Origin of the sequence: Mycobacterium vicinigordonae, assembly GCF_013466425.1 — a bacterium.
Taxonomy (GTDB): domain Bacteria; phylum Actinomycetota; class Actinomycetes; order Mycobacteriales; family Mycobacteriaceae; genus Mycobacterium; species Mycobacterium vicinigordonae.
The window spans coordinates 4648428-4661187 of sequence record NZ_CP059165.1; the positions used below are offsets into that span (position 1 = coordinate 4648428).

Genomic DNA, 12760 nt, shown 5'->3' on the forward strand with positions numbered 1-12760 from the left:
CCAGGTTATGGGCAGGCTCTGCCGTGCACTGGCGGCGACGCTAGTCGCCGGGCTGGCGTGCTGCGGATGTTCCCCCGGCGTCGCGACGACGGCCGGCGGCAACGCCGCGCTCGGCGCCAGCAGCGACCTCAACCCGCAGGATCCCGCCACCCTGCGGGAGGGCGGCAACCTGCGACTCGGTCTCAGCGACCTGCCGCCGAACTTCAACATCCTGCATATCGACGGCAACAGCGCCGAAACGGCAAACATGCTCAAGGCCACCCTGCCCAGCGCCTTCAGGATCGCGGCAGACGGCTCGGCCACCGTTAATACCGACTACTTCACCAGCGTCGAACTCACCGGCACCAACCCGCAGGTGGTGACCTACACCATCAATCCCCAAGCGGTGTGGTCGGACGGCACACCCATCACGTGGCAAGACATCGCCAGCCAAATTCAGGCGACCAGCGGCGCCGACAAGACGTTCGAGATCGCGTCGACCAACGGCGCCGAGCGCGTCGCTTCGGTGACCCGCGGTGTCGACGACCGGCAGGCGATCATGACCTTCGCCAAGCCCTACGCGGAATGGCGCGGAATGTTCGCCGGCAACGGCATGCTGTTGCCCGCCAGTGTGACCGCTACCCCCGAGTCATTCAACACCGGCTTGCTCAACGGCCCCGGTATATCAGCAGGTCCGTTCATGGTGTCCCAGGTGGACCGCGCCAAGCAGCGAATCACGTTGACCCGCAACCCCAGATGGTGGGGCAAACGGCCGCGCTTGGACTCCATCACCTACCTGGTGCTCGATCCCTCGGCGTCGCTGCCCGCACTACAGAACAACGCGATCGACGCCTCCGGTGTCGGCTCGCTCGACCAGCTGATCATCGCCGAGCACACCAAGGGCGTGTCGATTCGGCGGGCACCCGGACCGAGCTGGACACACTTCACCATGAACGGCGCAAAGGGCTCCGCCCTGGCTGACCCGGAAGTTCGCTTGGCCATCTGCAAGGGAATCGATCGGCGAACCATCGCCAAAGTTGCGCTCAACGGACTGACGGATGACCCGGCGCCACTGAACAATCACGTCTTCGTCGCCGGACAGAAGGGCTACCAGAACAACAGCCTGCCGTACGACCCGGAACAAGCGAAACGCGATCTCGACGTACTGGGCTGGCGGCTCAACGGGCAGTTCCGCGAGAAAAACGGCCAGCAGCTCACCGTCCGGCTGCTGTTCTACGAATCGCCGTCCGCCAAGGTTTTCACCCAGATCACCCAGCACAGCCTCGCCGAGATCGGCGTGAACCTACGCCTCCAACCCCGCTCCGGTAGCAGATTCTTCAGCGACTACGTCAATGTCGGAGACTTCGACATCGCGCTGTTCGGCTGGCAGGGCGACGCCTTCCCCCTTTCCGCGCTCACCCAGATTTACATGTCCAAAGGCGACAGCAACTTCGGCAAGATCGGCAGCCCGCAGATCGACGAGGCCATTGAGCAGACGCTCGCTGAACTCGATCCCGACAAGGCGCGCACCCTAGCCAACGACGTCGACCGGCGCATCTGGGCCGAGGGATTCAGCCTGCCGCTCGTCCAATCGGTGGGCACCGTCGCGGTTCGCAGCAACCTGGCCAACTTTGGTGCCCGCGGACTGGCCGACCTGGACTACACCGCGATCGGGTTCATGCGCTGACCCGCTAGCATCGGTCAGCCCCGAATCAAGTCGGCGGCCTTCTCCCCGATCAGCACTGACGGTGCGTGCGTGTGTCCGCGGATCGTGCTCGGCATCACCGACGCATCGGCGATGCGCAGCCCGTCGATACCGCGGACCCGCAGCTCTGGATCGACCACGCTGGTGTCGTCGCTGCCCATCCGGCAGGTGCCCATCGGGTGATACAGGGTGTGCGAACAGGTGTTGAGGGCCAACTCGAGGGTGGCGTCATCGAGTTCGGAGCTGTGGCGCGGTCGCACGAGCGGCCCGAGGACGTCGCGTAGCGAAGGCGCTTGCGCAATCTCGGCGCATATCCGCAGTCCCGTCATCATGGCGGCACGGTCCACGCCGCCCGAATCGGACAGATAGCGCGGGTCGATGACGGGCTTGTCGTACGGATCGGCCGAGCGCAGCGTGATCTGGCCCCGGCTCTGCGGCGCCACTAGGATCGGGCCGAAAACGACTCCGTGCCCGGCCGGGGGGACCAGCGCCTCGTCATAGAACGGCGCCGGCGCGAAGATCAGTTCCAGATCCGGCAGATCCAAATCGGTTCGGCTGCGGACGAATCCATAAGCCTCGCCGACATTGGAGGTAAGCATTCCGCGCCGCCGCAGCAGGTAGCTGATCAGCTGCCGCGGCTTCTCAGCAGCGAACAGGCTGCCGTCGACGACGTCGAAGCCAATCGGTGTAACCAGATGGTCGAGCAGGTTCTGACCGACTTCCGGTGCATGCTGGACGATCTCGATACCGTGCTCTTCGAGGTGGTCACGGTCGCCAATCCCGGAAAGCATGAGCAGTTGCGGGGTGTTGACGGCGCCGCCGCACAACACCACCTCCCGCCGGGCGTGGATCACCGACGTATGACCAGCGCGCTGATACTCCGCCCCCACCGCCCGATTACCGTCGAATAGGACGCGCGTCGCGGTGGCTTCGGTAAGCAGCGTGAGATTCTTACGACTCATCGCCGGCTTCAAGTAAGCATCGGCCGTGCTGCACCTGGCACCCCGGCGCTGAGTGACTACCGTTTCGCAGAAGCCCTCCGGTGCAATAGAATTCGGGTGTGCAGCCGGATACCCACACTCCCGGACAGCGGACAACCAGGCCGCTGTGAGCGGTCGCGGGCTGCGCTGGCGGGAGATGTGCAGCGGACCCATGACGCCGCTGTCTTCACCACTGACGAAGTGCCAAGCCGCGCTGACGTTCTCGATGCGCCGGTAGTACTCGAGTACCTGAGCGGCTGACCATTGCGGGTCGGCCAGTCTGCCCCATTCGTCATAGTCGGCGCCGAAGCCGCGCACCCACATCATCGCGTTCATCGACGAGCAGCCGCCGAGCACTTTGCCTCGGGGCCAATAGATCTGGCGTCCGTCCAGCTCGGGTTGCGGCTCGGTAAGGTAATCCCAGTCGATCTCGCTGCGGAACAGCTTCGAGAACGCCGCCGGAATCCCGATGAATCGGTTGGTGTTGCCGGGCCCGGCTTCCAGCGCCACCACCTCGGTGCCCGGATCGGTGCTGAGCCGATCGATCAGTGCGGCACCGGCCGAGCCGGTACCGACTATCACATAATCGCACTGCATCTCCATTGCAGGCTGAGTCTAGGCCGGTCAACTCCGAAGCACTATGCGCTGAGATCGATGCGATGCGCGCCCGTGACACCGCCGTACCGGGTGGGGCTGCAGGTCAGCACGATCACCTGCCCGTGCGCGCCGACGGTGTCGAAGACTTCACTCATCTTGGCCAACCGGTCCGGGTCGGTGAAACCGAGCGCATCGTCGACCACGACCGGAACGGTGTCCTCCTTGGCTACCAGCGCCGCGCCGGCCAACCGCGCCAGGATGCCGAGTTGCTCCTTGGCGCCGCCGGACAGCGACTCATAGGGCACCGTGGTGCCGTTCAAGGTCCGGCTCACGATCCGCAGCGCACTATCGACCTCGACCTCGAAAGAGGACCCGAATACCGGACGACCGAGCCGCTGCAGTTCGGTGCGGTAGGGCGCCACGTAGCGCAAACGGCTGGTGTCGCGGTGGCGTGTCATCACCGAACGCAGCAACTGGGCAGCCCTGGCGCGATCGCCGACGCGCGTGTGCTGACTGGCCGCGTGCTTGAGTTCGGTCTGTGCGGCATCGAGTTTGCCTTTGCGCCCTTCGCTGCTCAGTACCGCAAGCTCGATGCTGACTTCGTTCAGTGCCGCGACGACCTCGGCGTGGCGCTTGTCCAGCGAGTCGACTGCCTTGGTTGCCTCCGCAAGCTCGGCGGCAATCGAGTCGGGCGCCGCGTCGGCCAGCGCCCGGTCCAGTTCGACCACGCGCAACTCGGCGGCGTGCGCTGTTTGCCGCTCCGCGTCGGCGGTGGTGGCCAGAGCCTGGTCGCTGACCGTGGCCCGGTCTGCGGCCAACCTGCTGACGGCCGCGTCGAGCTCGGCGCGTTGAGCGGCGACGTTGTTGTTCAAAACCGTCGCCCGGGTGGTGGTCTCGGCCAGCCGCCGGGATGCGTCGTCGGCACACCGGCGCCGGGCCTCGCACGTGGCCTGCGCTGCCACACGGGCCGCTTCTGCGGCGTCGCGTTCGGCGCGTGCGGCGCCGGCGTCGGTGGTGAACAGATCCGGCTCGGAAGGATCACCGACTTGCAGGTGGGCGAGCCTGGCGCGCAACGCGTCCGGCTGGTCGTCGCCACATAGCGCGGCCAGGGTGGCGGCCAGCCGGTCGCGGTCGGCCGCTAGTTGGTGGCGTCGTTGCTCGACAGAACGCGCCGCGGTCAGGTCGGCGACCCCGGCCGCGGTCAACGCTTCGGTTAAATCACGTTGGGCAGCAACATGTTTGGTATGAATATCGAGTGCGGTCGCCCCTGATGTGACCCGGGCGGTGAGGACACCGGGGACTTCGACATCGGTGGGGGCGGTAGCGGTGATCTGCCACGCCTCCCCCGCCGACAGCGCTACGCGTTGGCCGTCCACGGCGATCTCGATGTCGGTGCAGGCGGTGAATTCCACGACGGCGGAGATCAACTCCAGCTGGCCGCCGATGCGGTCGACGGCGGCCGCGGCCGTTTCGATTCTGCGCCACAACTCGTCGTTCAGCACAATGCCGGACAACTCTGTTTCGGTGCTGTCGAGTTGGCGCTGCGCTTCGTCGAATCTGCTGAGCAGCGCGCTCAGCCGATCGGCTTCTTCGCGCTCGGCGATCCAGTCGAGAGTGCGCTGCGCTGCTTCGGCGCGCTGTTGCGCCGCCGCCAAGGCGCGCACCGCCTCCTCGACAGCTCCCTCGTGGGTTTTGGCCTCGGCCGACGCTGTCGCCTGCTGCCGCACGGCCTCCTGCGCTTCGGCCGACACCGCCGCGACAGCCCTGCTACGACTGTCGATTTCGGCGATCAGCGCCAGCCGTGCAGCGTGCGCGCCGTGGGACGTGATGCTGGTCGCGAGGGCGGCCGCGGCGACCAGCCCGGCGTCCTTAAGCTCCTTGGACAGCGCCGCGACCCGATCCGCGGCCGCTTGTGCGGCGGCCAGCCGGGGGACGGTAGCGGTGCGTAGCTGCGCCAACTCGGCGCTCTCCCTGCCCAACTCCGCATGGCGGGCCACGCGGTCGTCGACTTCGGCCATCGCCTGCGTGCATTCGGCCACCGCGAGCTTGGCGGCGTCCAGTCGGGCGATTGCGGCGGCCCACTCCCCGGTAGGGCGGCCGGTCGCGGTGAAGTAGCGCGCAAACTCGGCATCGATGCGTTCGATGAGCACCGGCTCACTCCCGGACAGAGCCGCATCACCGGCGGAGTCGGCGGCCACATCGAGTGCTCGCGACAGTGCGTCGCAACCGGCAAGATCCACCGCACACGTCGATGCGGCCTGCAATACCCGTTGGGCGTGCCACAACTCGGTGTCGACCGTTTCGGCGAGCATCGTGCGGACCCGGTCGTGCGCCTCGTCGCCGGTGAATTGTTCACGGTGCGGCGCCAGCACCGTCAACTCGGTCTCGGGTCGCTTGTGAAACCGCTTGCGATACGTGAAACGATAGGGGCCGCTGCTGATCTCGGCGCTAACCTCCGCTCCGACGTCGGCATTCGTCGGCTTGACCTGCTTGACCTCTTTCTTCGTCGAACGGTCCTTGGATTCCAGCAGCAGATCCAGCGCCTCGATCATCGAGGATTTGCCGATCTCGTTGGCGCCGTGGATGATCACCACGCCCTGGTCCGGAAACTCGATCTCGCGGTGCGCGACGCCACGGTAGTTCGTCATGATCAGCCGGTGCAGCTTCATGCCGCACCGCGATCGGTCAGCCGCAGCAGCAGCGCCAGGGCCGCTTGGGCATCGATGGCGGCCGGCAAGTCACCCGCCCGTGCGGTCTCGAGCAGTTCGTCCACCGCCGCGGCGGCGAACCCGCCGATACCGAGGTCTGCAAACTCTCCGTCGGCCGGCACCACCGCCAGGTCGGTATGCCGGTCCCACATTCCCAGCCCTGCGAATAGCCGGGCGTAACGGTCAAGGCACGCATCGAGTTTCGCGCGATCGGTGACCGTCAGCGAGCCGGTGAGGGCCAGTCGCACCACGGTGCGTTCCTTGTCGCTCATCAGATCCAGGTTCACGTCCAGATCGGCGATATCACGGTCGTTGTCGACCTGACTATGCAGCGTCACGAATCGCCAACGGCCCACGTTGCGGGCCTCTACGGTGACCGGATGCCCCGGATCACTTTCGTCGATATCGACGACTAGGACATGACCGGGGTCAGCCTCAACGTCATCGTAATTGGTGACCTCAGGTGAACCCGAATACCACACACGGCCGCTGGCACCGACCTGGGTGCGCGAATGCTTGTCGCCCAACGCCACGTAGTGAACCACGTCGTCGGACAATGCCTGTTCGACGCCAGCAAGGCGGATCAGCGACGGCTTATCGCGATCGGGGTCCAGGACGTCGACGCCGCCATGGGCAACAAGCAACCGCGTGACATTGGCGCCGGAAAGGCCGTCGAGCGCCTCGGCGACCAAATCCCTAGTGGGCGCCTTGGACCGCCACGGAGCCGCGACGATCTCCAAACCCGGCCGGACCTCGTGCACGCCCGCGCGGTCGAGGACCACCACATTGTGCGGGCATTCCGTGCTGAACAACGGACTACGGTAGACCGACGCCGCGTCCAAGGGATCGTGATTGCCGGGCAGCAGGTATACCGGAATCCCGATGGCGCGCATGGCTTCCAGCGATTGGCCAATTACTTGCGGGGCGAGTTGATTGTGCTCGAAGACATCGCCGGCCACAACGACGAACTCTGCACCCACCTCAGCGGCCAGCGCACCCAACCCGGCCACCGCGTCCCGGCGAGCCGCTGAGTAACGCGACTGAGCTTCACCGGCCAAGAAGTGCCGGGTCATGCCCAATTGCCAGTCGGCGGTGTGCAGGAATCGCATGCCATGGACCCCCTCTCCGGAATTGTGAATGCCATGCTCCGGGAGTGTAGGTCCGCGGTACGACAAGTCCGGGGAAGCCAAGCGGAGGGTCCGCACGAATGGTGACGGATGACGGTTCGGGCAGTCACAACAATCCCTCACGTCCCATCCGTAGTGCTGCTCATCGGACCGCGAGGGGCGGATTTCCCGGTGGACAACGGCAATGGTGGTAATGGTTACGGCAGTGGTTAACGTGAGACCCGTGGATGAGCGACACGTCTTGGTTCTGATGCGGCATGCGAAGTCGGACTATCCCAGCGGGGTGGCCGACCACGACCGGCCGTTGGCCTCGCGGGGCCGCCGCGAGGCGGCGCGGGGCGGCGAATGGTTGCGGGCTAACTTGCCTCCCATTGACGCAGTGCTCTGCTCGACGGCCACTCGTGCGCGAGAAACATTGACGCGCACCGGCATCGATGCACCCGTCAGCTACGTCGCGCAGCTGTATGGCGCGACACCCGGTGCGCTGATCGAGGAAGTCAACAAAGTCGACAACGGAGTCAGCACCGTGCTGGTCGTCGGACACGAGCCGACGATCTCCTCCGTCGCACTCATCCTCGCTGACGACGACCAGACTAATGTCGCTGCGGCCGAAGCCATATCAGCGAAATTTCCGACCTCGGGGATCGCCGTGCTGAACGTTCGTGGATGCTGGGCAGACCTGGAACCAGGCGGTGCCTCCTTAGCAGAATTCCACGTGCCGCGCTGAACCACCCGACAACTAGGCGTTGGTCGCCAGCGTCAGCTCCATCAGCTTGATTGCCTGACCACAGGCATCGATGCCGGGCGCCTGTGGATTGACCCACCAGCCGACCACGCCCGCCGCGTCACTGGCGACACCGCATGACCCGTTGGGGTCGTTGGGCCGCATCACGATTGAGTCGATACCCTGGATCGTGCGCGTCTCGATCTGATACTTCAGGCCCTCGGCGACCTTGCGTTCGTTGCTGAGGCTGCCCTGCTCGAACCAGAACCGGGTGATGTCGATCAGACCAGCCGGGTTGGCCGCCTGCCAGCGGCAGATCGCGCCGACGAACGTGCTCTGAATGTCCAGGGGGTCGGCTCCGACCGTCTTGGCCAGGATGTCGGTGGTGAGGACTTCGCATTCCTTGAGCAAGTTCGGGTACTGCTTCTCCGAATTGTCGTTGCGCGGGACACCAGCCCCGCCTGCCTTGACCGCCGCACCATTCACCGTCTTCGTACAACCCGTCAACACCAACAACGCGGCGACAAGTGCCACCGTCAGCGCCGTCAAGCTACGCATCCACCTGCTCATTTTGCATTCGCAATCGACTGCCGGGCCAATTCCTTGGCGATGTCACACGGCGGCGGAAACGGCTTCTGGGCGAAGCTGATCGACCATTCGATGAAGTCGTCCTGGAACTGGATGCCCACCTCACACAGCGACTCGCCGAGATTGGCCTCGCTGTTGACGGCGATGAATCCGCTGTGGCCGTTGATGTTGATGTCGTCGACGCTGGCGCGCGACACCTCCTCGGTCTTGCGTTCCCGCCCGATCGGGCTGCCGCGATACCAGGAGAAGGAGAAGTGCGGACCGGCGATGCCACCTCCGGCCAGCCACTGGCAGCCCACCGAATTCTTGGCGGTGTTGACCAGGCCGGTGACTCTGGTTAGCTGCGTCACCGTTTCGTCGCTGATGCCGCCGCACTGCGGGAAGAACGGCCCATGTTTGCCCTCGGCGTTGCCCGGCGTCGACGGAACCGTCCCGCCGCCCGCCTTGCTGTCGTTCGAACTCCCGCAGCCCGCAATCCCGAGCAGCATTGCCATCAGGGCCACCGCGCCCACGACCCGCACCGCCACGTTACGCCGCACTACGACCTCTCCTACTGCCCGTCACAGGATGCACTGTAGCCGCAGCCCTGTGGGTCAACCACCGACACGCCACCTGATCAGGCATTTCAACCCCGCAGGTCGAAGCGGTGCCGGCGCACGTCGGTGTGCGACAGTTACCCCATGCTCGTGGCCCTGCTGCGCCAGTACATCCGCCCGTACCGGAGGCTGGTCGCGGCGTTGATGATGCTGCAGTCGATCAGCACACTGACTTCGCTGTACCTTCCGACCGTCAACGCCGCGATCATCGACGAGGGCGTGGCCAAGGGCGACACGCTCGCCATCGTGCGACTGGGTGTGGTGATGCTGGTGGTCACCGGCCTGCAGATGCTGTGCGCGGTCGGGGCTACTTATTTCGGCGCCCGGATCGGCACCGGCTTCGGCCGCGACCTGCGCGCTGCGATGTTCGAACACGTCCTCACCTTCTCCGAGCACGAGACGACCCGATTCGGCACACCCACGCTGTTGACGCGCAGCACAAACGACGTTCGGCAGATCGTCTTCTTGGTGCAGACGACCGCCTCCGTGCTGGTCACCGCGCCGATTATGTGCATCGGCGGCGTCGTGATGGCCATCCACCAGGAGGCCGCGCTGACTTGGCTACTGCTGGTCAGCGTGCCCGTGATGGCCGTCGCCAATTACTTCATCATCGGTCACATGCTGCCGATGTTCCGCAGTATGCAGCGCCTCATCGACAACATCAACCGGGTGTTGCGCGATCAGCTGTCCGGGGTTCGGGTTGTCCGGGCCTTCACCCGCGAGGACTTCGAGCGCGACAGGTTCGCACAGGCCAACATGTCCCTGTCCAATGCCGCGCTGGGCGCGGGCAACTGGCAGGCGCTGATGCTCCCGGTGACCACCTTGACCATCAACCTGTCCAGCGTGGCGTTGATCTGGTTCGGCGGACTGCGCATCGACGCCGGCAGCATGCAGGTGGGCTCGCTCATCGCGTTTCTGTCGTACTTCGCCCAGATTCTGATGGCGGTGCTGATGGCGACGATGACGCTGGTCGTGCTGCCGCGGGCGTCGGTGTGCGCCGAACGCATCACCGAGGTGCTGGACACCACCGCGGCCGTCGGCAACCCTGATCATCCGCTGTTCCCGCCGCACGGAATCACCGGAACGGTACGGCTGGACAAAGTCACGTTCACTTATCCAGGCGCGGACTGCCCAGTGCTGCAGGATATTTCGATGACCGCGTCACCCGGCACCACCACTGCGATCATCGGCAGCACCGGCTCGGGCAAGTCGACCCTGGTGTCACTGATCTGCCGGCTCTACGACGTCACCGACGGCGCCGTGTCCGTTGACGGCGTCGACGTCCGCGACTACCTCACCGAACGGCTGTGGTCGGCAACCGGGCTGGTGCCGCAGCGCGGATTTCTGTTCAGCGGGACCGTCGCGGACAACCTGCGGTACGGCGCTGCCGAGGCAACCGACGAGCAGATGTGGAAAGCGCTGCGTATCGCCGCCGCCGAGGACTTCGTGCGTCCACACGGACTGGCGATGCGGGTCGCGCAGGGCGGCATCAATTTCTCCGGCGGGCAGCGCCAGCGACTCGCCATCGCGCGGGCCGTCATCCGCCGCCCCGCCATCTACCTCTTCGACGACGCGTTCTCCGCGCTCGACGTGCACACCGAAGCCCGGGTCCGCGCGAACCTGCGCGACAACGCCGCACAGGCAACGATAATAGTTGTCACACAACGCATTTCGACAGCATCGCAGGCCGATCAGATCATCGTCATCGACAACGGCAGGATTGTCGGCGCCGGAACGCACGGATCGCTGCTGATCGACTGCCCCACTTATGCCGAGTTCGCGACCTCGCAAGCAGTGGGGGCCGCCCGATGACCGCGCCGATGAACGCGCGCCCCCGCGGCGCCGCCCCTGCCCCTCCCAACATGCGGTCACGGGACTTCTGGGGATCGGCGGGTCGTCTGGTCCGGCGGCTCGCCCCGCACCGCGGGCTCAGTGTTGCCGTCATGATGCTCGGAGTGGTCGGCACCGCGGTAGGGGTCGCCGTGCCCCGAATCCTCGGCCACGCCACCGATCTCCTATTCGACGGGGTGATCGGACGCGGACTTCCGGCAGGCATCAACAAGGCACAGGCCGTCGCGGCGGCCCGCGCGCGCGGCGAGAACGCCTTCGCCGACCTACTGTCGGGGATGAACGTAGTGCCCGGCCGGGGCGTCGACTTCGGCGCGGTGCTGCGCACGCTAGCGCTGGCAATGTGTCTGTATCTGGTTGCTGCCCTGATGCTTTGGGCTCAGGCGCGGCTGCTGAACAGCACCGTGCAGAAGACCGTCACCAGGCTGCGCAGCGACGTCGAGGACAAGCTGCACCGCTTGCCGCTGTCCTACTTCGACCGCCAACAGCGTGGCGAACTGCTCAGTCGCGTCACCAACGACATCGACAACATGCAGACGTCATTGTCGATGACCATCAGCCAGCTGGTGACGTCGACGCTGACGGTCGTCGGCGTCTTGGCGATGATGTTGTGGATCTCGCCGCTGCTGGCGCTCGTCACCGTGCTCACGGTGCCACTGTCGCTGCTGGCGACACGGGCGATCACCCGGCGATCGCGGCGGCTGTTCCTGGCGCACTGGACCAATACCGGACGGCTCAACGCCCATATCGAGGAAACCTACAGCGGGTTCACCGTGGTCAAGACGTTCGGGCACCAGGCCAGCGCGCGCACGCAGTTCCACCAGCTCAACGACGACGTTTATCAAGCTAGTTTCGGATCGCAGTTCTTCTCCGGCCTGGTCGGGCCGGCGACAGGTTTCATCGGCAACCTCGGCTACGTCGCGGTCGCAGTGCTCGGCGGCCTGCAGGTGGCCGCTGGCCAGATCACGCTGGGCAGCATCCAGGCCTTCATCCAATATGTCCGCCAGTTCAATACCCCGATCGGTCAGGTCGCCGGTATGTACAACACCCTGCAATCGGGGGTGGCCAGCGCCGAACGGGTATTCGACTTGCTTGACGAGCCCGAGGACAGCTCGGAGGGCAGCTCGACCTTGCCGGCCTCGGCCGACCGACCCGGCCGGGTCGAATTCCAGCACGTCAGCTTCGCCTACCTCCCGGGACACCCGGTGATCCACGACCTGTCGCTGGTTGCCGAACCGGGCAGCACAGTGGCCATCGTCGGGCCGACAGGTGCCGGTAAGACGACCCTGGTGAACCTGCTGATGCGCTTCTACGAGGTCGAATCCGGCCGGATCCTGCTCGACGGGGTGGACATCGCCTCGCTGGACCGCCGCGCTCTGCGATCCCGCATTGGCATGGTGCTGCAGGACACCTGGCTGTTCGACGGGACAATCGAGGAGAACATCGCCTATGGCCGCCCAGACGCCAGCCCCCAGGAAGTGGTGGCGGCGGCCAAAGCGGCCTACGTGGACAGGTTCGTGCACACCTTGCCGGCCGGATACCAGACCCGGATCAGCGGCGACGGCGGCATCAGCGCAGGCGAGAAACAGCTCATCACGATCGCCCGCGCCTTCCTCGCCCGCCCGCAGCTGTTGATCCTGGACGAGGCAACAAGTTCGGTCGACACCCGCACCGAGCTGTTGATCGCGCGCGCCACCCGCGAACTTCGCCGTGACCGAACCAGCTTCATCATCGCCCATCGGCTCTCGACGATCCGGGATGCCGACCGCATCGTGGTCGTCCAGGACGGGAGAGCGGTCGAACAAGGTAGCCACGTCGAATTACTGGCCGACCGCGGTGCTTATTACCAGATGACCCTGGCCTGAATTTCAGCGTGCTCAGACCCCGGCTGTTGACTGTCGTGCGCAC

At 65.6% G+C, this 12760-nt stretch carries 9 protein-coding genes; 4 read left to right on the plus strand and 5 right to left on the minus strand.

The window, feature by feature from the left end; all coding sequences use genetic code 11:
- Nucleotides 1–7 precede the first annotated feature (7 nt).
- Nucleotides 8–1666 carry an ABC transporter family substrate-binding protein gene (locus H0P51_RS20805; RefSeq protein WP_180919123.1) on the plus strand — a complete coding sequence of 553 codons (1659 nt, stop codon included), beginning with the start codon at nt 8–10 and terminating at the stop codon, nt 1664–1666.
- Nucleotides 1667–1680: 14 nt separating this feature from the next.
- Here H0P51_RS20805 and H0P51_RS20810 read toward each other — a convergent pair whose 3' ends face one another.
- The 3 genes from H0P51_RS20810 to H0P51_RS20820 are packed head-to-tail and all read right to left on the minus strand — an operon-like array spanning nt 1681 to nt 7078.
- Nucleotides 1681–3267 carry a GMC family oxidoreductase gene (locus H0P51_RS20810; RefSeq protein WP_180914772.1) on the minus strand — a complete coding sequence of 529 codons (1587 nt, stop codon included), beginning with the start codon at nt 3265–3267 and terminating at the stop codon, nt 1681–1683.
- Nucleotides 3268–3302: 35 nt separating this feature from the next.
- The gene (locus tag H0P51_RS20815) at nt 3303–5930 is read right to left on the minus strand and encodes an AAA family ATPase (RefSeq protein ID WP_180914773.1); all 2628 of its coding nucleotides are present in this window, start codon (nt 5928–5930) and stop codon (nt 3303–3305) included.
- Nucleotides 5927–7078, minus strand: coding sequence for a metallophosphoesterase family protein (locus H0P51_RS20820; protein ID WP_180914774.1), 1152 nt, complete (start codon nt 7076–7078; stop codon nt 5927–5929). The genes H0P51_RS20815 and H0P51_RS20820 overlap by 4 nt, the downstream gene beginning before the upstream one ends.
- 211 nt (nt 7079–7289) lie before the next feature.
- On the opposite strand from H0P51_RS20820, the gene H0P51_RS20825 reads away from it, so the two are divergent.
- Nucleotides 7290–7823 (plus strand): SixA phosphatase family protein, encoded by a 534-nt coding sequence (locus H0P51_RS20825; RefSeq protein ID WP_425488895.1) that lies wholly within the window; start codon nt 7290–7292, stop codon nt 7821–7823.
- A 12-nt stretch (nt 7824–7835) separates the two neighbouring features.
- Here H0P51_RS20825 and H0P51_RS20830 read toward each other — a convergent pair whose 3' ends face one another.
- Nucleotides 7836–8378, minus strand: a complete 543-nt coding sequence (locus H0P51_RS20830) for a DUF3558 domain-containing protein (protein WP_180914776.1) — start codon at nt 8376–8378, stop codon at nt 7836–7838.
- Nucleotides 8379–8386: 8 nt separating this feature from the next.
- Nucleotides 8387–8902, minus strand: coding sequence for a DUF3558 domain-containing protein (locus H0P51_RS20835; protein ID WP_180919124.1), 516 nt, complete (start codon nt 8900–8902; stop codon nt 8387–8389).
- Between the two features lie 186 nt (nt 8903–9088).
- On the opposite strand from H0P51_RS20835, the gene H0P51_RS20840 reads away from it, so the two are divergent.
- Entirely contained in the window at nt 9089–10816 is a 1728-nt protein-coding gene (locus H0P51_RS20840) for an ABC transporter ATP-binding protein (RefSeq protein ID WP_180914777.1), read from the plus strand.
- Nucleotides 10813–12717, plus strand: coding sequence for an ABC transporter ATP-binding protein (locus tag H0P51_RS20845; protein ID WP_180914778.1), 1905 nt, complete (start codon nt 10813–10815; stop codon nt 12715–12717). Before H0P51_RS20840 ends, H0P51_RS20845 begins: the two co-directional genes overlap by 4 nt.
- Nucleotides 12718–12760: the final 43 nt, after the last annotated feature.

Coding starts and splice junctions, on each gene's coding strand:
- H0P51_RS20815 (WP_180914773.1), bottom strand. CDS start 5,930: ATGAAGCTGCACCGGCTGATCATGACGAACTACCGTGGCGTCGCGCAC.
- H0P51_RS20805 (WP_180919123.1), top strand. CDS start 8: ATGGGCAGGCTCTGCCGTGCACTGGCGGCGACGCTAGTCGCCGGGCTG.
- H0P51_RS20825 (WP_425488895.1), top strand. CDS start 7,290: ATGGTTACGGCAGTGGTTAACGTGAGACCCGTGGATGAGCGACACGTC.
- H0P51_RS20820 (WP_180914774.1), bottom strand. CDS start 7,078: ATGCGATTCCTGCACACCGCCGACTGGCAATTGGGCATGACCCGGCAC.
- H0P51_RS20830 (WP_180914776.1), bottom strand. CDS start 8,378: ATGCGTAGCTTGACGGCGCTGACGGTGGCACTTGTCGCCGCGTTGTTG.
- H0P51_RS20810 (WP_180914772.1), bottom strand. CDS start 3,267: ATGGAGATGCAGTGCGATTATGTGATAGTCGGTACCGGCTCGGCCGGT.
- H0P51_RS20845 (WP_180914778.1), top strand. CDS start 10,813: ATGACCGCGCCGATGAACGCGCGCCCCCGCGGCGCCGCCCCTGCCCCT.
- H0P51_RS20835 (WP_180919124.1), bottom strand. CDS start 8,902: ATGGCAATGCTGCTCGGGATTGCGGGCTGCGGGAGTTCGAACGACAGC.
- H0P51_RS20840 (WP_180914777.1), top strand. CDS start 9,089: ATGCTCGTGGCCCTGCTGCGCCAGTACATCCGCCCGTACCGGAGGCTG.